Origin of the sequence: Pseudomonas sp. BF-RE-22 (assembly GCF_019956155.1) — a bacterium.
In the GTDB taxonomy this organism is placed as follows: domain Bacteria; phylum Pseudomonadota; class Gammaproteobacteria; order Pseudomonadales; family Pseudomonadaceae; genus Aquipseudomonas; species Aquipseudomonas migulae.
On record NZ_JAHBDD010000026.1, the window covers coordinates 1 to 20,170 of the forward strand.

Annotated in this window: 15 protein-coding genes; 2 read left to right on the forward strand and 13 right to left on the reverse strand. The window is 62.0% G+C overall.

Going from position 1 to position 20,170, the window contains the following annotated elements:
• Positions 1-30 precede the first annotated feature (30 nt).
• From KGA82_RS15155 to KGA82_RS15190, 8 genes are all read right to left on the reverse strand, one after another.
• Positions 31-666 carry a hypothetical protein gene (locus tag KGA82_RS15155; RefSeq protein WP_008034678.1) on the reverse strand — a complete coding sequence of 212 codons (636 nt, stop codon included), beginning with the start codon at positions 664-666 and terminating at the stop codon, positions 31-33.
• Positions 667-748: 82 nt separating this feature from the next.
• Positions 749-2,197 (reverse strand): efflux transporter outer membrane subunit, encoded by a 1,449-nt coding sequence (locus tag KGA82_RS15160; protein WP_223451033.1) that lies wholly within the window; start codon positions 2,195-2,197, stop codon positions 749-751.
• Positions 2,194-3,081, reverse strand: coding sequence for an HlyD family secretion protein (locus KGA82_RS15165; RefSeq protein ID WP_192226661.1), 888 nt, complete (start codon positions 3,079-3,081; stop codon positions 2,194-2,196). The genes KGA82_RS15160 and KGA82_RS15165 overlap by 4 nt, the downstream gene beginning before the upstream one ends.
• Positions 3,078-3,287 carry a DUF1656 domain-containing protein gene (locus KGA82_RS15170; RefSeq protein WP_008034684.1) on the reverse strand — a complete coding sequence of 70 codons (210 nt, stop codon included), beginning with the start codon at positions 3,285-3,287 and terminating at the stop codon, positions 3,078-3,080. The genes KGA82_RS15165 and KGA82_RS15170 overlap by 4 nt, the downstream gene beginning before the upstream one ends.
• A complete protein-coding gene (locus tag KGA82_RS15175) occupies positions 3,284-5,356 on the reverse strand; it encodes an FUSC family protein (RefSeq protein ID WP_223451034.1) in 2,073 nt (690 codons plus the stop codon). The genes KGA82_RS15170 and KGA82_RS15175 overlap by 4 nt, the downstream gene beginning before the upstream one ends.
• Positions 5,353-5,781, reverse strand: a complete 429-nt coding sequence (locus tag KGA82_RS15180) for a MarR family winged helix-turn-helix transcriptional regulator (RefSeq protein WP_223451036.1) — start codon at positions 5,779-5,781, stop codon at positions 5,353-5,355. Before KGA82_RS15180 ends, KGA82_RS15175 begins: the two co-directional genes overlap by 4 nt.
• Before the next feature lie 126 nt (positions 5,782-5,907).
• Positions 5,908-6,153: a DUF2789 domain-containing protein gene (locus tag KGA82_RS15185; RefSeq protein WP_008039667.1), complete on the reverse strand. Its 246-nt coding sequence runs from the start codon at positions 6,151-6,153 to the stop codon at positions 5,908-5,910.
• Positions 6,154-6,292: 139 nt separating this feature from the next.
• Positions 6,293-6,754, reverse strand: a complete 462-nt coding sequence (locus KGA82_RS15190; RefSeq protein ID WP_008039666.1) for an aminoacyl-tRNA deacylase — start codon at positions 6,752-6,754, stop codon at positions 6,293-6,295.
• 273 nt (positions 6,755-7,027) lie between these two features.
• Between KGA82_RS15190 and KGA82_RS15195 the strand changes: the two genes are divergently transcribed.
• Together KGA82_RS15195 and KGA82_RS15200 are read left to right on the forward strand one after the other, a co-directional pair.
• The gene (locus KGA82_RS15195; RefSeq protein WP_192417291.1) at positions 7,028-7,558 is read left to right on the forward strand and encodes an NfeD family protein; all 531 of its coding nucleotides are present in this window, start codon (positions 7,028-7,030) and stop codon (positions 7,556-7,558) included.
• 2 nt (positions 7,559-7,560) lie between these two features.
• Positions 7,561-8,316, forward strand: coding sequence for a slipin family protein (locus KGA82_RS15200; RefSeq protein ID WP_008034707.1), 756 nt, complete (start codon positions 7,561-7,563; stop codon positions 8,314-8,316).
• A gap of 4 nt (positions 8,317-8,320) precedes the next feature.
• Here KGA82_RS15200 and cysC read toward each other — a convergent pair whose 3' ends face one another.
• From cysC to KGA82_RS15225, 5 genes are all read right to left on the reverse strand, one after another.
• Complete coding sequence (gene cysC, locus KGA82_RS15205) at positions 8,321-8,926, reverse strand: adenylyl-sulfate kinase (RefSeq protein ID WP_008039663.1); 606 nt, start codon at positions 8,924-8,926, stop codon at positions 8,321-8,323.
• On the reverse strand, positions 8,910-10,424 hold the full coding sequence (locus tag KGA82_RS15210) for a TolC family protein (RefSeq protein ID WP_223451038.1): 1,515 nt from the start codon (positions 10,422-10,424) through the stop codon (positions 8,910-8,912). Before KGA82_RS15210 ends, cysC begins: the two co-directional genes overlap by 17 nt.
• A gap of 38 nt (positions 10,425-10,462) precedes the next feature.
• Positions 10,463-17,434, reverse strand: coding sequence for an Ig-like domain-containing protein (locus KGA82_RS15215; RefSeq protein ID WP_223451040.1), 6,972 nt, complete (start codon positions 17,432-17,434; stop codon positions 10,463-10,465).
• Positions 17,435-17,485: 51 nt separating this feature from the next.
• Complete coding sequence (locus tag KGA82_RS15220; RefSeq protein WP_008039654.1) at positions 17,486-18,340, reverse strand: sulfotransferase family protein; 855 nt, start codon at positions 18,338-18,340, stop codon at positions 17,486-17,488.
• 143 nt (positions 18,341-18,483) lie between these two features.
• Positions 18,484-20,055, reverse strand: a complete 1,572-nt coding sequence (locus KGA82_RS15225; RefSeq protein ID WP_192226650.1) for a glycosyltransferase family 39 protein — start codon at positions 20,053-20,055, stop codon at positions 18,484-18,486.
• Between the last annotated feature and the right edge of the window lie 115 nt (positions 20,056-20,170).

The window sequence follows — 20,170 nt, forward strand, 5'->3', positions numbered from 1 at the left end:
CGCGAAGGCGTCAGAACTGACGAAACTGATTCAGGAATACTGCACTTCCATCTCATCCAGCTGATGATCAAAGCTTTTCAGCCGCGCCGTCCACGTATAAACCAGCACTTCAAAATCCCGATTGATCACCGCCCCGCCCGTCACGTCCGCGCGTGGGTCGCAGAAATCCAGCTGATAGCGTTCGCGTGCCATGGCGGCGGCGACATCGGAGAGTTCACGGGCATTATTCAGCCAGTGCCAGTCGTCCTCGGACACTTGTTTGTCGAGGGCCAGGCATTGCTTCTTCAAGGTTTCGAGGCTTTTTTCCAGCGGTGTGCCGGTGAGTTCGCCCATGACTTCCTGGAACGTGCGCCCCGGTTGCCAGTAACTGCCCCAGAAGTAACGATCGAACACCGTTTCGACCCGGCGCAAAGCGACCTTGGTGTCCCAGATCAGCACCAGGGTCTTGCCTTGTTCGAGTTGTCTTTTTTTGATGCGCTGACCCTGGAACGAAGCCCAGGCCACCACCACGATCGCCATCACCGCGATCAGCGCCGCCGCGCTATCGAGAAACACCAGCGCCTTGTCGATCTGGTGGGCCAGCATGATGCCGTAGAAATAGGTGGCCGACAGCAATACCAACGCCGCAATAGCGCACCAGAAGCCGGGAGCATAAGGGTTTTTCATTGTTGGAATCCCCATGACCAACGCGAGCCTTGATTGATGAGTTCGACGCGCGACCTCATCAAGTCAAAGCATAGCAACGGCCTCAGGGTTTGCCGGTATTCGAGCCTTGCGTTCGTCCGCTTTCCCAGCCGCCGCCCAGCGCCAGGAACAGATCGATCTGGCTCAACGCAACCTGAGTGTTGGCGGCGGCCAGTTGTGCCGTGACGTCGGTGTAGGTGCGGGTCGCCTGCAGGTCGGCCAGGAACGACTCGCGGCCGGCCTGGAAGAAACGGTGCGTCTGGTCGGCAGCCAGCTTCGCCGATTGTTCGGCGTCCGCCAGGGCTTCTCGACGCTGCAGCAACGCCGAGTATTGCGCCAGGCTGGTCTGGGTTTCACGTATGGCGTTGAGAACGACACCATCAAAGTGCGCCAGCGTCGCCTGGGTCACGGCTTCAGCTTCGCGGATTCGCGCCCGGGCTCCGTTGGTCGGCACGCTCCAGCTCAGCGATGGGCCGAAGCCCCAGCGATTGGTGGAGGGTTCGCCGAGGTTTTCCAGAATGCCGACGGTGCCGATGGTCGCGCCGATGCGGATGTCCGGGTACAGCTCACCGGTGGCGACACCGATACCGGCCGTCGCAGCGGCCAGCCGACGCTCAGCCTGGCGGATATCGGGGCGACGCTTGAGCAGTGAGGCGCCATCGCCCACCGGCACCAATTGCGCGATTTTCGGCAGCTGCGCGCAACTGGCGGTGCCGGCCGGCAATTGATCGACCGGTTTGGCCAGCAGCATCGACAGGCGGAACAGCCCGGCCTGACGCGCAGCCTCGTAGCGCGGCATCTCGGCGCGCAGGGACTTGAATTGGGTTTGCGAACGGGTGACCTGGGTTTCATCACCTCGACCGGCGTCGCGCAGGCGCTGGATCAATGTGGTGCTCTGCGATTGCAGGTCGAGGGAGTGCTGGGCAATTTCCCGTTCTTCATTAGCCGCACACACCTGGGTGTAGGCGCGCACCACATCGGCCACCAACGTGATACGTGCGGTATCGGCGGCGGCCTGGGTCGCATCGGCATTGGCCTTGGCCGCTTCGATGCCGCGCTTGAGCGTGCCGAACAGATCGAACTGGTATGAAGCGCTGATGCCGATATCACCGATGTTGGCCACCGGCACTTTCTCAGGCAACAGGAACGCTTCGCCGGACTCCTGCAAACGCTCAGCGCCCATTTTTATGCCACCGCTCCAGCCTCCGGCGGCCTCGGCTTCATCGACCTGCGCGCGAGCCCGCAGCAGGCTGGCGGCCGCCACACGCAGATCGGTGTTGGACGCCAACGCTTGCTGGACCAGTTGATTGAGCCGTGGATCCTGATACAGCCGCCACCAATCGGCCGGCACCGGCGCCGAGACCACCGGTTTGCCGTCCACGGCCAGTTCGCCCTGAAAATCTTCGCGGTGAACGGCCGCCTCTTCCGGCAGTTGATAATCCGGTCCGACCATCTGGCACGCCGACAGCAGCAAACTCAATCCGGCAATCGCCAAACCCGAGGCCCTGCTCATTTGGCCGGCTCCTGCTGCTGGTCGCCGATGATCGACACCGTCGCGGTGCGCCCGGCAATCATGCGGAAATCCGCCGGCACGTCATCGAAGGCGATCCGCACCGGAATCCGCTGCGCCAGCCGCACCCAGCTGAACGCCGGGTTGACGTTGGGCAGCAGGTTGCTGCCGCTGCTGCGGTCACGGTCTTCGATGCCGGCGACGATGCTTTCCACATGCCCGCGCAGGCGAGCGCGGTCGCCGATCACGCGAATGTCGACTGACTGGCCGACATGAATGCCGTCGAGTTTGGTTTCTTCGAAATAGCCGTCGATGTGAAAGGAATTGCTGTCCACCACCGACAACACCGGGCGCCCTGCGGTGACGAATTCCTGCGCACGCGGCGCACGGTCGTTGACGTAGCCATCCACCGGGCTGCGGATGGTCGAGCGGTCGAGGTTGAGCTGGGCGCTGTCCACCGCCACTTGCGCTTCCATCAGCGCCACTTCGGCGCGGGCGACTCGTGATTGGCTCTCTTCCAGTTGCTCGCCCGGCACCAGATTGCCGAGGCCACGGTTACGCTTGGCTTCGCGTTGCGCTTGCGCCAGGGTTTCCTGACGGTCGGCGACCGCTGCTTTGGCTTGGCGCAGGGCGAGTTTGAAACGGTCCTGATCGATGCTGAACAGCACCTGGCCGCGTTTCACCAATTGGTTGTCGCGCACGTCCACTTGCTGAATCAGCCCGGACACGTCCGGGGCGATCTGCACGATGTCGGCGCGAATGTGTCCGTCACGGGTCCACGGGGCGAACATGTAATACATCACCATGCGCCAGACCACGACAACGGCGAAGGTCACGATCAGCAGGGTCAGGACCACACGACCGAGGGTCAGAAAAGGTTTTTTCATGTCATCAGGTATCGACTGAGTGAGTCCACGGCGCCGAGCAGCAAAGCGTAGAGAGCCACGTTGAACAATGCCCGGTGCCAGACCAGACGGTAAAAGTGCAGGCGCGTCAGCAACCCGTGCACCAGCAGGTAAATCACATAGGTAATGCCCATCAGCACCAGCAGCGTGGGCAGGAACACCCCGCTGATATCCAGATCACCGATCATAAAGGCGCTCCATCGATGCCATGGGGAAGCGGTTCTTCGAGGTCACCGGTGCCGAGGAATTCCACACCGGGCAGCAAGGCCAGACGCAAGCCGCTCAAGGCGTGCAGCAGGTGCAGGCGGGCGCCGTCATCGCATTCGCGGTTCAGGGCACGGCGCGCGCGGTCCATGGTCATCAACAACGCACTGGGCGCCGGCAAACGTTCGCCAGCCTTGAGGCAGGCTTTGAAATACTCGCCGACCTCAGCCACCACTTGGTGCAGCAATGTTTGCGGTACGCCGAACACTCGCGGCGTGTAGGCCAGCAAGTCGAGCAAGTTGAGCGCCACGCGCACTTCGCGCAATGCGATGCCGGTGTCCTGGCCGGTCATGGCCAGCCGCGGCAAATGCTGCATCAAACGGTCGAGCACCTGCACACCCAAGCGGCGATGCTCGGCCAGGGAGGCCGGCTCGGTGAGGCTGACGATGTCGCGCCAACTGAAACGGGTCAGGCGCTTGGCCGCCAGTTCTGCGCCGAACGGCCGGGCGATCAGGGTCCAGACAAACGCAAACAGCAAACCGACCGGGCCGGCCAGGTTGGAATTGGCGAAGCTGAGGAAATCCGCGTCGTAAGCGCCCTGGATGCTGATGAAGGACGAGGTGTTGACCAGCGTCAGCAGCATGCCCAGGTAAAACTGCGGCTTGACCGTCAGGGTGCCGATGCAAATGAACGGCACGGCGAACGCCAGCACCAGCATCGGGAAATCATGCAGGTTAGGCAGCACCAGGAACAGGTAAAGACTGGCGAACAGCACCGACATCGCCGTCCAGAAGAAGAACCGGTAAATCTGCGGCGCCGGGTCGTCCATCGACGCGAAGAAGCTGCACGCCACCGCCGCCAGAATCACCGCGCTGCCGCCGTCGGTCCAGCCGAGCAGAATCCACAACACCGAGGCGACAATGATCGCGGTGACCGTGGACGCCGCCGAATAAAACATCAGCCCACGGTCGAGAAACGGTGACAGGCGACCGAGGCGCCAATGCCGGTACACCGCGCGCCAACTGTCCTGGCTTTCGCACTGTATGGCGTATTGCAGGCTGCGGCAGTCCTGCCACAAATCGATCCATTCGCCGAGACGGTACAGCGCGTTGGAGAACAGCAATTGCTTGCGATCATCCAGTGCTTCGGCAGTGGGTTGCAGTGCTTCGAGTTGATCTTTCAGCGCTTGCCAGCGACCGAGGTCGGCGTCTTTATGGTCAAGCCATTCGGTGGTGGCGGCCAGTAATGGCGCGAACTTATCCACAAGCTCCGGCGTGCGCCGCTCAAGGGCGTAAAGCGCGTCATCGAACGCGTCGATCACCGGCAGCAGATGAATCATTCGGCCGCGCAGTTCCTTGGTATTTCGCACGGTTTGCGGGCGCGCGCCTTCGTGGGGCAACTGGCCGATCATCAATTCCAGGGTGTTAAAGGTCGCGACCATCGACGAGCGCAGCGCGCTGACTTCGTCCGGCTGCACGTTGCGGCTGAGGAATCGCAGGCTGTAGGTCGAGGCATCGGCAAACCATTTGTTCACCGAATCGTTGAACACCGGCGCCAGCCGTCGCGGCCAGAACATCGCGCCGACCACCGCCGCGACGGCGATGCCGAGGAAGATCTCTTCAGTCCGCGCTTCAGCGACATCCCACACCGCCAACGGGTTATCCACCACCGGCAAGGCGATCAGCGGCAGGGTGTAACCGGCAAGCATCAACGCGTAACTGTTGGCGGTACGCAGGTGCAGCGACAGGAACAGCAGAATCCCGGTCCACAGCGCGATAACAATCACCAGCACATAGGGGCTCTGAACAAACATCGGCACGAAAAAAACTGCCGCCGCCGCACCCAGAAACGTACCGACCGCGCGGTACAACGCCTTGGAACTGGTGGGGCCGACAAACGGACTGGAAACGATGTAAACCGTGGCCATCGCCCAATACGGACGCGGCATTTGCATGAGCATGGCGATGTACAGCGCAATCATCGACGCCGCGAAAGTGCGCACGCCGTAGAACCAGTCCCGCGCCGGGGGAACGCCGGTAAAAAATCCGCTCAAGGGTTCACCACCGACGGAGCGTTGGCCGCTTCAAACGCTTTCAATACCCGCAAAGCTGCCTCCAGATCACTCGGGGCGATGCCTTCCAGCACTTCATTACGCAAGCGCACCAACTCGATTTCGACGGCCTGCACCAACTCCCGACCGGTGTCGGTCAGGCTCAGGCATTTGGCGCGGCGGTCATGGGCATCTTCGGTGCGGCAAACGTAGCCGGCATGACACAACTGATCGAGCAGCCGCACCAGCGAAGGGCTCTCCATCCCGGCCGCCTGCGCCACCGTCACCTGCCGCACGCCCTCGCCCAACCGCCCGATCATCAACAACGGAACGGCGCAGGCTTCGGAGATTCCATAGTTGACCAGCGTGGTCTGGCAGATCTTCCGCCAATGCCGGGCGGCCACCACCATGGAGCTGCTGATGTTCATCTGGAGAGCGTCGAGGTTTTTTGGCACGAGCGGAAAGACACACTGTTAGTTTGCTAACTATCAATATGTCATTTGAGGGGAAAGTTGGTCAAGTTTTGAAACAATTTTTAGGAAGATGATCGGTTTTTAACCGCCTCGCCCTTTCCTCAGCAACACATCCAGTTGATCCACCACCTCCGCCCAATCCGCGTCATCCAGAATGTCGTCGCGCAAAAACTGCGCCTGGCTCGGGCTCCAGAAAAAGGCGTCGGCCAAATGTAGTTCGGGCTTGAGCGGTGAGTGGGTGGCGATGAATTTATCGATGCTTTCGGCGTCATCGGGCAGGCCGAGTTGTTTGAACAGGGAAGGGAGGCTGTGGGTTGGGGATTCCATGTCTAGCTCCTTTTTTATGGCAAATGAAGGGTGACTGCTGCGCAGTCAATCGCGGGCAAGCCTCGCTCCTACAATGGACTGCGTAGTCCTGTAGGAGCGAGGCTTGCCCGCGAAGGCGATGTCACTGTCGCCGCAAAACTCAACTACTCAACTCCCGCACCTCGGCATGCGGCACCATTTTCAGGAACTCCGGCACGCTCATGTGCAGCAGGTTGTTGTGGTTGCCGGCCTCCAGGTAGATGTCGTTCTGCCGGGTCAGCAAGGGGTCGATGACCATGTCCAGGCCATAGGACTCACCCAACGCCGGCACCGCGCCGCGTTCGCAGTCTTCGAACAGATGCGCCAGGGTGCTTTCCCGGGTGATCTGCCACTCGCCGCTGCTGCGCACTTTGCTCAGGTCCAGGTGACGACTCGCCGGCAGCACGGCCATCAGGAAATGACCGTGGTGGTCGTCGAGGATCACCGACTTGGCCACCCGTTCGGCAGGAATGCCCGCGACCCGCGCCGTTTCAAGGCTGCTGGCCGAGTGTGGGTGGGTAACGATGTCAAATTCGCAGTGCGCCTTTTCCAGGCTGCGCTGCATGGTTCTTGCCATACGCATGATGCACCTCGGTGTCCGCAACAACGTTCACGGACAATGAATAAACCTGTTCTCACCATTGAAAAGTCTAGGCCCGCTGGCGTCTTCGCGTGGGAAATCTGCCCACCGGAACACCGTCGACAACTGTACAAAATTCGTACAACCCACCACTCGACTAGACTGTATTTAGCGATGGGCGTCAGCGGGAACGCGGACTGAACGGATGGCGAGGCGCTCTCAGGTTCATCGTCGGAACGCCGCCCGGAACAGGCTCGCGCCTACAAGGAGGGTCAAGTGAACATTCGTTGCTGTGCAGTCGCACTACTGCTGGCCCTGAGCGGGTCGGCGTTCGCGACGGACACAATCGTGCTGATTCCCAACCCCATCGGAATCTGGCTGATCACATTCGGCATCGCGTTCCTGATCGCCGAAGCCGCCTTGCCCAACTACGGCGTGATCGGGTTGGGCGGGATTGTGATGTTCGTCATCGGCGCGGTGATCCTGAGCAACACCGAAGTGCCTGTGCCGTTGATGATCGGCCTGGGGCTGATCAGCGCGTTGCTGTTGATATTCCTGGTGATCCACGCCCTGAAAACCCGACCGCGCCAAACCGTCAGTGGCGATGCAGGACTGGTGGGCAGCGTGGCCCCGGTGATGTCGTTGCAGCCCGGCAATGCCTGCAACGGCTGGGTGCACCTGCAAGGCGAAAAGTGGCAAGTACTCAGCGCCACGCCACTGCAACCCGGGCAACAGGTCCGGGTGGTGGCACGCAAGGGATTAGTGCTGAAAGTGGCCGCGGCTGACGCGGCGCCGGATGGAGAATAACCATGGGCCTGCAACTGGGTTTTGCCGCGCTGCTGCTGTTGGTGATTGCACTGGCGGGATCGACTTTTCGCATCCTGCGCGAATACGAGCGCGGGGTGGTGTTCCAGCTCGGTCGTTTCTGGCAAGTCAAAGGCCCCGGCCTGATCCTGCTGATTCCGGTGGTCCAGCAAATGGTCCGCGTCGACTTGCGTACCGTGGTGCTCGACGTGCCACCGCAAGACGTGATCACCCGCGACAACGTTTCGGTCAAGGTCAATGCGGTGCTGTACTTCCGCGTGCTCGACCCGCAGAAGGCGATCATCCAGGTCGAAGATTTCCTGATGGCCACCAGTCAACTGGCCCAGACCACCTTGCGCGCGGTGCTTGGTAAACACGAACTCGATGAACTGCTGGCCGAGCGCGAACGGCTGAACATCGACATCCAGCAAGTGCTCGATGCGCAGACCGACGCCTGGGGCATCAAGGTCGCCAACGTCGAAATCAAGCACGTAGACCTCAACGAATCGATGGTCCGCGCCATCGCCAAGCAGGCCGAAGCCGAGCGGGAACGTCGGGCCAAGGTCATCCACGCCGAAGGCGAATTGCAAGCCTCGGAAAAACTCATGCAGGCCGCCGAAATGCTCGGCCGTCAGCCGGGCGCCATGCAGCTGCGTTACATGCAGACCCTGAGTTCGATTGCCGGGGACAAGAGTTCGACCATCGTTTTTCCACTGCCCATCGAGCTGCTCAAGGGCATGGCGGATTTGTCGAAACCTTGAGCAATCAGCCTTTGGGCAACACGGCGCACTCGCCGAGCCAGGTCAGTAAACGGTCGAGACAGGCTTCGACCGACTGCGCCCCGGTGTCGAGTACCAGCGCAGCGGACGGGGGCGGTTCATAAGGCGCGGAAACCCCGGTAAACCCGGCCAAATCACCGCGACGTGCGCGGGCGTAATGACCTTTGGGGTCACGCCGCTCGCACACCGCCAGTGATGCGCTGCACCAGACTTCGCGGTAGTCCTCGCCCAGACGCGTGGCAAACAACTCACGCAACTCCAGTAACGGCGCGATCATCGCCAGAATCACGATGTGCCCGTTCTCCACCAGCAATGCCGCCACTTCGCTGGCACGGCGAATATTTTCCTGGCGATCGCTGTCAGCAAAACCCAGATCACGATTGAGCCCGACCCGCAGCCCATCGCCGTCGAGCACGACGCTCTGCACGCCGCGTTCGAATAATTCGGCGTGCAGCGCCTGGGCCAGGGTCGACTTCCCCGCTGCCGGCAAACCGGTCAGCAAAATCACCGTGCCGCGATGGCCGTTGCGGGCTTCACGTTGTGCCCGGCTGATGCTCGCCGTCGGCGCCTGCAGGTTATTGAGTCTGGACATGCGTCACCGGCACCGTGATGTCGCCCGCCGCCCACGCTGATTCGCGATTGGCCAACGCGGTGGCGATGGACTGGACTTCGGTGGACTGCACCTGGTCCGGCAGCGGATCGAGCCCCGCGCTGGCAAAAATCTGCCCGTACGCGTTGCGCAGATCGGCGTACGACAGGTCGCGGCGCAGATCGGCTTGCAAGGTGTTCAACTCGCCCTGAATCAAGTCCAGTTCGCCCAGCCCCGCCGCCTGATAGCGATTGCGCAGTTGGCCGACAATCTGCCCGTCAATGTCCGACAGTTGCTGATTGGTCTTGAATTGCCGCAGCGCCTCGCGGTAGTTGGCGTTGGCCACATAGAGCTGCGCCAGCACCGCAATCGACATGGCCTGGCGGCGCGCCGTGGCCACTTCTTCACCGGCCTTGGCGACGTTGATCGCCGCCGGAGCCGAAATCACGTTGAACAGGTTCCAGGTCACCTTCACGCCGTAGTCGGCCCAACCCTGCTCCACCAGGAAGGAGTTGCTGTCGTAATGCCCGCCAGCGGAGAACTCCAGCCCCGGCAGCAGACGCAGCATGGCTTTGCGGGTTTCGGCGGCGCTGATGCGGCTCTGGTAATCCTGCTCACGCAGTTCCGGGCGGCTGGTCAGGGCTTCCTGCTCCAGGGTGGCGAGGTCAACCTTGAGTTCCGGGATGACGTAGTCGTCCTGGGTCGCCAGGGTCAGTTCGGTGCCCAGCGGCAGATTGATCAGGGTCGCCAGTTCGGTTTTCGCCAGCGACAGGGCGCGGCGCTGTTCTTCGAGTTGGCGCGTGGCTTCGATCAGCGAGCGTTGATATCCCAGCGCCTGGATCGGATCGCCGATGCGCTGCTGGCTCATGCTCTGGCTGTTGCCGCGCGCGGTCTCGACCCGGGACATGAGGCTGTCGATCTGCTTGAGCAAGCGCTCGGCGGCCATGGCTCGCCAATAGGCCGAGCGCACGTCCTGAACGATGGTGTTGATCACTTTGCGCCGGCGTTCCTGAACGATCAGCCGCTGGTCGCCCTGTTGCTTGGCACTGATGTAACTGACGCCGAAATCGAGCACGTTCCAGACCATGGTCAGGTCTGCCACTTCACGATCGCGGTCCTGTGAAGTCGACGGCTCCAACGACTGGGTGCCGGTCCGCACACTCTGGCTGCTGGAGGCGCTGACGTTGTTGCGGCCGACATAACCGGCGTCCAGCGCCATGCGCGGCAGCATGTCGAAACTGGCGAGGTCGAGTTGGCGCTTGGCCAATGCCTCTTCCATGATCTTGAGCCGGCCTTCGAGGTTGTACTTCACCGCGCGGGCCATGGCCTGATGCAGGGTCAGCGGACCGCTGAGCGGTTCCTGCCCCTTGTACATGCTTTGCAGATCGCTTCTGGCGCGCTGTTCGCTGACGCTGCGTTCGATCGGTTCACTTTTGACGGCACATCCACTGATCGCCAACGCGAGCAGACTGGCGACAAACAACTGCTGACTTCTCTTCATCCTTGACTGCCCCTGGGTGACGCACTGCTTTAAGTATTTCAGGCCTGCATTTCGCTGATGCCGGCCTGTTTCAAAGCAGCGGCCAGGTCGTTGACCTGCCGTTGCTCGGTATCTTTGAGCTGTTGCAATTGCTGGACGAGGCTCGGCGCGCCAAACACGCCGCGCAGCCCCTGTGAAACATCGCCGGCCTTGATCGAATGGTTGCCAAAGGAATTCAGCGAGTCTCGCTCGTTACCGGACTCCTGATTAAACAGACTCGACAACGTGCTGGTGCTGAAAACCCCGCCATCGCCACCACCGAAACCAAGGAAGCCGTGGCCTGCACCTTCGCCGCCGCTGTCGCTGCTGCTGAACACCTGCGCGATGAAACTCTGCGCCAGCGCGCCGTTGTTCATGAAGATGTCGCCCAACGGCCGGATGCCGTTGCCGATCACCCGGTCCTCGAACAACGGGGCAAACGTCAGCGGCGAGCCGAGATCACCGGAGGGCGGGGCGAAGATGATCGGTTGCAGTGGCACGTTCGGTTGATCGGTCACGGTCACCGGGTCGCTGCTGAGGAACTCCGGATCCGGGGTCACCTGCACCGTAGCCGGCGCCACGACGCCTATCGCATAGTTGTTGGAGACCGACACCGTGGCCCCCGCGTTACCCGCCAGGTCGGTGACATTGCTTGTGTCGAGGGCGATGAAGTTGCTCGGGTCACTGACATTGGCAGTTGGCGTGAAGGTCGCGGTCCAGGTCTTGCCGCCGTCGCTGCTGCTCAGGTTGGACAAGTCGCCGTTGGTCACGCTCAGGTCCGACAGGTCGAAATCACTCACGGCCTCGCTGAAGGTAAACGTCACCACCGTGCTCTGGCCGGCAGCCATGCTCGGGTTGGCGACCACGATGCTCACCGTTGGCCGGGTTACGTCCAGGGCGTAGTTGTTGGAAATAGCGATGCTCGCGCCGGCATTCCCCGCGAGGTCCTGCAAGGTGCCGGTGTCGAGCACGATCAGGTTGGTCGCATCGTTGATGCCGGAGGTCGGCGTCAGGGTCGCGGTCCAGGTGATACCGCCGTCGCTGCTGGTCAGGTTCGACAGCACAGCGTTGGCCACGCTGATGTCCGACAGATCGAATCCACTCACCGCTTCACTGAAGGTGATGGTCACCGTGGTGGTTTCGCCGATGCCCAGGCGGTTGTCGGCAACCACGATGGTGGCGGTCGGCAGCGCGGTGTCGATGGCGAAATTGTTGGAGTCGGTGGTGCCCACGCCGCTGTTGCCCGAGGCGTTGGCCACGCCGGTGTTGTCGAGGGTGATCAGGTTACTCGTGTCGGTGATGCTCGACGTCGGGGTGAACGTTGCCGTCCAGGTGACGCCGCCATCGCCCGAAGACACGTTGCTGAGCGTGCCATTTGCAATCGTCAGGTCGGCGTTGGAGAAACCGCTCACTGCTTCGCTGAAGGTGATGGTCACCGTAGCGGTTTCACCCGCCTTCAGCGCCGTGTCGGAGACCACAATGGTGGCTGTCGGCAGCACAGTGTCGATCGTGAAGTTCGCCGAGTTGGTGGTTCCGCTGCCCGTGTTACCGGCGATGTCGGTCACCCCGGTGTTGTTCAGGGTGATGAGGTTGCTGGTGTCCTTGATGCCAACCGTCGGTGTGAACGTGGCGGTCCAGGTGATGCCGCCATCGCTGCTGCTCACCGCGCTCAACGTACCGTTGGGGATGCTCAGGTCACTGTTGTCGAAACCGTTCACGGCTTCGCTGAACGTGATAGTCACCAGCGTGGTTTCGCCCGCGCTGAGGGTGCTGTCGGCGACCACGATGGTCGCGGTGGGCCGGGCTGTGTCGATGGTGTAGTTGTTGGAATCGGTGGTGCCTGAGCCCGAGTTACCGGCCAGGTCCGCGATCCCCGTGTTGTTCAGCGTGATGAGGTTGGTCGCATCGTTGATGCTCGCGCTCGGCGTGAAAGTGGCCGTCCAGGTGATGCCGCCGTCGCTGCTGCTGACCGCGCTCAAGGTGCCGTTGGCAATCGTCAGGTCGGCGTTGGTGAAGCCAGTGACTGCCTCGCTGAAGGTGATCGTCACCAGCGAGGTTTGACCCACCGCCAGCGTGGGGTCCGTCACAATGATCGTCGCCGTCGGGCGCACGGTGTCGATGGCGTAGTTGTTGGAGTCGGTGCTGCCGATGCCGGTGTTGCCCGAGCCGTTTTGTACACCGCTGTTGTCCAGCGTGATCAGGTTGGTGCTGTCGGTGATGGCGCTGGTCGGGGTGAAGGTCGCCGTCCAGGTGATGCCGCCATCGCTGCTGCTCACCGCCGTCAAGGTGCCGTTGGCGATGGTCAGGTCGGCGTTGCTGAAACCGGTCACGGCCTCGGAGAACGTGATGGTCACCAGCGACGTTTCGCCAATTTTTAGCGCGTTGTCGGCAATGACAATGGTGGCCGTCGGAATCACGGTATCAATCGTGTAGTTACCAGAGTTGGTGGTGCCGCTGCCTGTGTTGCCGGAGAGGTCGGCCACACCGGTATTGTTCAGGGTGATGACGTTGGTCGCATCGTTCACACCCACTGTTGGCGTGAAGGTCGCGGTCCAGGTGATGCCGCCGTCGCTGCTGCTCACCGCGCTCAAGGTGCCGTTGGCGATGCTCAGGTCCGCATTGGTGAAACCGCTGACCGCTTCGCTGAAGGTGATGGTCACCAGCGAGGTTTCACCGGCGGTCAGGGTTGGGTCGGCCACGACGATGGTCGCGGTAGGCCGGACGGTGTCGATGGCGTAATTATTGGAATCGGTGGTGCCGCTGCCGGCATTGCCCGACAGGTCGCTGATGCCGGTGTTGTCCAGGGTGATCAGGTTGGTCGTGTCGTTGATGCTGGCGCTCGGCGTGAAGGTCGCGGTCCAGGTGATGCCGCCATCGCTGCTGCTGACCGCGCTCAAGGTTCCGTTGGCAATCGTCAGGTCGGCGTTGGTGAAACCAGTGACCGCCTCGCTGAAGGTGATGGTCACCAGTGAGGTTTCACCGATCCTCAGCGCAGTATCCGCCACGACGACGGTTGCTGTCGGACGCACGGTGTCGATGGCGTAGTTGTTCGAATTGCTGGTGCCGATGCCCACGTTGCCGCTGCTGCCCCCCTGCACGCCGCTATTGTCCAGGATGATCAGGTTGGTCGCATCGGTGATGGCGCTGGTCGGGGTGAAGGTTGCCGTCCAGGTGATGCCGCCATCGCTGCTGCTCACCGCCGTCAAGGTGCCGTTGGCGATGGTCAGGTCGGCGTTGCTGAAACCGGTCACGGCCTCGGAGAACGTGATGGTCACCAGCGAGGTTTCGCCGATTCTCAGCGCGGTATCGGCGACGACAATGGTGGCTGTCGGTGCCACGGTATCAATCGTGTAGTTACCGGAGTTGGTAGTCCCGCTGCCTGTGTTGCCGGAGAGGTCGGCCACACCGGTATTGTTCAGGGTGATGACGTTGGTCGCATCGTTCACACCCACCGTTGGCGTGAAGGTTGCGGTCCAGGTGATGCCGCCGTCGCTGCTGCTCACCGCGCTCAAGGTGCCGTTGGCGATGCTCAGGTCCGCATTGGTGAAACCGCTGACCGCTTCGCTGAAGGTGATGGTCACCAGCGAGGTTTCGCCGGCGGTCAGGGTTGGGTCGGCCACGACGATGGTCGCGGTAGGCCGGACGGTGTCGATGGCGTAATTGTTGGAATTGGTGGTGCCGCTGCCGGCGTTGCCTGACAGGTCGCTGATGCCGGTGTTGTCCAGGGTGATCAGGTTGGTCGTGTCGTTGATGCTGGCGCTCGGCGTGAAGGTCGCAGTCCAGGTGATGCCGCCATCGCTGCTGCTGACGGCGCTCAAGGTGCCGTTGGCAATCGTCAGGTCCGCGTTGGTCAAACCACTGACTGCTTCACTGAAGGTGATGGTCACCAGCGAGGTTTCACCGATCCTCAGCGCAGTATCCGCCACGACGATGGTTGCCGTTGGCCGCACGGTGTCGATGGCGTAGTTGTTGGAGTCGGTGGTGCCGCTGCCGGCGTTGCCCGACAGGTCGCTGACACCCGTGTTGTCCAGGGTGATCAGGTTGGTGCTGTCGGTGATGGCGCTGGTCGGGGTGAAGGTCGCCGTCCAGGTGATGCCGCCGTCGCTGCTGCTCACTGCGCTCAAGGTGCCGTTGGCGATGGTCAGGTCGGCGTTGCTGAAACCGCTCACCGCCTCGGCGAAGGTGATGGTCACCAGCGAGGTTTCGCCGATTTTCAGTGCATTGTCGGCCACCACGATGGTCGCGGTCGGACGCACGGTATCAATGGCGTAATTGTTGGAATCGGTGGTGCCGCTGCCGGCGTTGCCCGACAGGTCGCTGATGCCGGTGTTGTTCAGGACGATCAGGTTGGTCGTGTCATTGATGCTGGTGTTCGGGGTGAAGGTTGCAGTCCAGGTGATGCCGCCGTCGCTGCTGCTCACCGCCGTCAATGTGCCGTTGGCGATGGTCAGGTCGGCGTTGGTGAAACCACTGACCGCTTCGCTGAAGGTGAACGTCACCAGCGAGGTTTCGCCGATGCTCAGCGCGGTGTCGGCCACGACGATGGTCACGGTCGGCCGCACGGTATCAATGGCGTAGTTGCTCGAGTCAGTGGTGCCGCTGCCGGCGTTGCCCGCCAGGTCGCTGACACCGGTGTTGTCCAGGGTGATCAGGTTGGTCGAGTCAGTAATGCTGGCCGTCGGTGTGAACGTGGCCGTCCAGGTGATGCCGCCATCGCTGCTGCTCACCGCCGTCAAGGTGCCGTTGGCAATCGTCAGGTCCGCGTTGGTTAAACCAGTCACGGCCTCGTTGAAGGTGATGGTCACCAGCGAGGTTTCGCCGACTTTGAGCGCCGTGTCGGCAAACACGATGCCCGCAGTCGGGCGAGCGGTATCGACGACGTAGTTATTGGAATTGGTGGTGCCGACGCCAGCAGTGCCCAGGCCGTTGATCACCCCGGTATTGTCGAGGGTGATGACGTTGGTCGTGTCGGAAATACTGGCGGTTGGCGTGAACGTTGCCGTCCAGGTGATACCGCCGTCGCTGCTGCTCACTGCGCTCAAGGTGCCGTTGGCGATGGTCAGGTCCGCGTTAGTGAAACCGGTCACCGCTTCGGAGAAGGTGATGGTCACCAGGCTCGTTTCGCCGATGCTCAACGTGCTATCGGCGACCACAATGGTTGCGGTCGGCGGCGGTGCATAGGCGGTATTGAGTATCCCGCCGTCGTTGTAGATTGCCGCCACGGCGGTCGGCGAGGTGCCAATTGTCCCCCCGCCCTGCGCAGAACCACCGGCACCGCTGCCCGCGGCATTACCGGACAGGGCCGCGAAGTTGGCGGCGGTGATCAGCAATGTGCCCTTGTTCCAGATCGCACCGACGCCCCGGCCGCCGATGCCGCCGTTGGAGGCGTTGCTGCCTTGACCACCGCCACCGCCGCCGCCGCCACCGGCGCCGATGTTGTTGGTAATGTTCGACGTGCCGATGATGGTGATAACGCCGGAGCTTGCGTTGTAGATCCCGCCCGCCGCGTTGCCGCCGGCGCCACCGACCTTGTCCCAACCGGCGCCGCCGCCACCGCCGCCAATGGAAATCGTGCCATTGGTGGCCGTCGCACCGTTACCGCCGTTGCTGTAGTAGGAAACGCCCACGCCGCCAGCCCCGCCAGTGCTGGTACCGCCGCGACCGCCCATGTGGGTCGCGTCGTAACCGCCGCCGTAACCACCAACGCCACCGCTGCCCGCCTGGCCGCCCAACGTGCCGGTGCCCGGCCCGGCCGAACCGCCGTGCCCGCCACCCTGGCCGCCCAGACCGCCACCGCCGCCGCCGCCACCGCCGTAAAACGCCCCCGTGACACCGCCGCCGCCACCGCCGCCAGAAGCGGCGTTTGAGGTCACGGTCACGTTGTTCAGCGTCAGGACCCCTGCGTTGAAAATCCCCCCGGCCATCGCGCCCGTGGCGCCGTAGCCACCGTTGCCGCCCGTGCCCGACACCAGGCCACGGGTGATCACCAGACCATCGAGCGTCACGGTTTTGCCCGCCGCAATTTCAATCACCCGGGTCCTGTACTGACCGTCGAGAGTCACATCCGCCACACCGTCGTTGTTCAAGTCGCCATCAACGATGATGTTCTTGTTGATCAGCAGTTCGGAGGTCAACTGCACCGTCATGCCGGTGCTGAAAGTGACGGTATCGCCGTTCTGCGCCGAAGCGATGGCGGCACGCAATGAGCCAACGCCGGTGTTGGCATTGTTGGTGGCCGTCCAGCTCGCCAGGCCCCACTGATAGTCGCTCATGGCCATTTTCGACAGCACGTTGGCGCTTTCGATATTGCCGGTGGCGATCTCCAGATCCCAGTCGCCACCCACGCCGGTACGGTTGCTGGACGCCGCCACATCACGGCCGGTCAATTGCGCCAGGGAATCGACGAAGTTCAAACCCCGTTCACCCTCGGCGGTGTAGCAGCCGTAGATCAGGATGTCGCCGCCGACGTTCATGTCCTTGCCGATTTCCGCCAGCACCGCGCTGCGGGCCGCGACGTTGTCGGCAGACAGGTAACTGTTCCCCAGCCACAGATCGCCCGCATTGCCGTGGGCGATGATCTGCACCGAGCTGATGCCCTGATGGGTGTCCAGGTAATCGGCAATCTGCTGCAAGCCGTCCTTGGTGGCATCGAGTTGAACCACCTGAGTACCGGGCGCCACACCTTTGAGCAGGCTGTCGGCATCCTTGACCCGGGAATCGACAAACACCACGCTCTGTCCCGGCACGGCAACGGGCGCCACGGCGGGCGTGGCATCGGCCTGGCCGTGGGTGTCCTGGCTGGCGACCGGTTTATCCGCAACGGGCGGCTTGGCCGCGTCGGCCGTGGTGTGGCTGTCAGCCTGGGCGCTATCGGCCACCGTGGCCGCGACCGCGCCGTCGAACAGCATTCGCGGTTCCAGGGACATGATCATTGGAGAGGCCAGCGCTCGTGCGCCTTTGGTAATCCGTGACTTGCCGTTGCTCCACCACATGTTACTCACCCGGACTCGAACGTTTTTTCTGCGTAAACGAAAACGCCGCGATCAACTGATCGCGGCATCGGCTTTCATACGAATGACATTGGCGGCGCTGGCAGAGCCATCGAGCCAGAAGGACAATTCTGCGTACTGCTTGAACAAATCCGGCGGCAAAATCGTGCGCCGCGATTGCAACTCGACTTTGGGTTTGACCTTGTGCAGGCCGGACACGCCGAGGGCTTGATCGAACTCCGGCGCGTCGTAGGCCAGGTGGTCGAAATCGTGCTCGAACCAGGGCTCGCCAATGAAGTCGTAGACCAGCCGCATCACCCGGTCAGGCGCTTGGGTCAGCAGGTCGTAATCGACGATCAGCAGCGAGTCGGCGTGTTCACCGTAATAGGCTTCCTTGAGCGCCGCCCAGGCAAAACCGACCAGGCGATTGCGTTGGGCGAGGGTTTCGCAGCGGCTGTAGACCGTGTTGCGTTCGACCGCATCGCCAAACAGCTTGGTGTTTTCAAAAGGGTTGGCGCGATAAAGACGCTCGATGCTGTCCATGACCCAGGCAACGTTGCGCACACAGGCAATGATCTTGGCTTGCGGGAACAGATCGCTGATGGCCGGCAGGCGCGAACTCCACAAGCGGTTGGTGTCGAACACCACCGGTTTGTCGGCCTTGTCGGCGTAGAAGGAGTCAAACAGGCCGCGAAGCAAACGGCGGCGCAGGTCGGTATCGATCACCGCGCCGAACTCGCTGCCGGCGCTGCATTGTTCGAGGACACCGGAAAAAAGTGAGCCGACGGGGCTGGTCATGCCGGCATGGAAACGCGGGTTCTGCAAAAGGATTGCAGAAAGCAGGGTCGAGCCCGAGCGCGGCAAGCCGGAAATAAAATGGAACTGCTGCAATCCCTTCACCCTAGTCATAGATCCTTTATGTATGACGGAGCGTAGACCATGAATGGCCTTAGAAGTAGTGGTGTTTTGATATCAAATCGAAGTTACGGCGCTGACTAAAACGCGTTTTTTATTACTGCTTGTGAGGTGAATCGTTTAAGCCTTCCACCGGCTCAATGCAGTACGAACAATCGCGCAGTGGCGCCTCCCGCCTGTGTTTCGCCCGAGCGCTGCCAGCCTGAGGGCAACGGCGCGAACTCGTCCGGAACATCGACGGTGCCAATCAGCCAGACCCGGCCACTGCCCTTGGGCAAACGGTCGAGACTGTCGAGGTACGTGTCCTGAGTCACCAATGTGCCGAAGCCATAGGCGTTCGGCCGGCTCGAAGCGCCATTGGCCAGCGGCGGAGTGAACAGCAGCGGCTTGGCCTCGGTGCGGTTGTAATAGACGTAACTGAGGTACCAGAGCATGTCGCTGGTGACGATCCGGTCACCGGTCACGAAGTGCTGGTTCACGTAGTCGACCATGACGTTGATTTGATCATTGGTGTCCACCGTGGCGTTGTTCTTCAAACCCACCAGTTCAACACCGACAAACAGCACCAGCACCGTCACGGCCAGCACCCGAAAGCCTGAATACAGACGATCAACCGCCAGCGCGACAATCATCGGCAGCCCCAGGGCATACGCCGTCAGGTAACGCTCGATAAACACCGGCGTGATAAACGAAACCCCGAACACCAGCAGCAACGGCAACGCCGTGTAGATCACCAGCAGCGCGCTGCCACGAAAGACACTGCGGTCTCGCGCCAGCGCCACCCCCACAATGGCCAGTAACGCCAGCGGCATCGCGATGAACATCAGCGTCGGCAGGTTTTCGCCATCGTCCTGGATCAGGAACGACCAGAACATCGAAGGCAACGAGCCGAACGTGACAGGCGTTTCCCAGCCCACATCGCCGTTGGCCTTGAGTTGATCCAGGTGCTGGAGCAGATCGATCAGGCTCGGCGCCCACGGCAGGTACAACAACACGATCGCGACATTCGCCAGCCACCAGCCGGGGCGTTGGACATGGCGCAATCGATGCCCCGGCTGGACGCGGATCAGCCCCAGATACAGCCAGTGGCAGAGCACGCACAGGGCCGTGAAGTAGTGGGTGTAGAACGCAGCAGTCATCAACAGCGCATACGCCACCAGATACCGTCTGCGATGCGGGCGCCTGATCCAGTAGGCCAGGGCAATCGTCGCGCCGATCAGCCACAACCCCAACAGCGAATACATGCGCACTTCCTGGCTGTAGCGCACCGCCGTGGGCAACAGTGCCAAGAGGAAACCGGCCAGCAACGCTGCACGGCGAGTGGCGAGCAAATCCATCAGCCAGACGCCGAGCCACACAGTGACGATGCCGGGCAAGGCGCTGAGGCAGCGGATCGAAAAAATGCCGTCGCCGAACAACCCGACCCAGCCATGCAGCAGCAGGAAATACAGCGGAGGGTGCACGTCATGGGCCGCATGGACCCAGATGTCGGCCACTGAATACTGACTCAGCAGCAGGCTGGAACCTTCATCGCCCCAAATGGCGGCTGCCGTCAGGTCGTAGAAACGCACCAGCGCCGCCAACGCCAGGATCGGCAACAGCCAGTGCTCCTGCGCCCAGCGCAACCAGCGCTGAACAATCGCCCAGATGCCGGGTGCGGCGTGCGGCTCATGGGTGCCGCCAAACGGTGTTTCTCTGCGCGCCTCCATTACCCCCCCTGAAACAGCCCTCGACCACCCTGCCTGTTGATCACTTTAGGACGGCGCCGGTTCGTCGTCGATGCCGGTTTTGCGACCAGCGACATTCGGCCGTGAGGCGCATCAA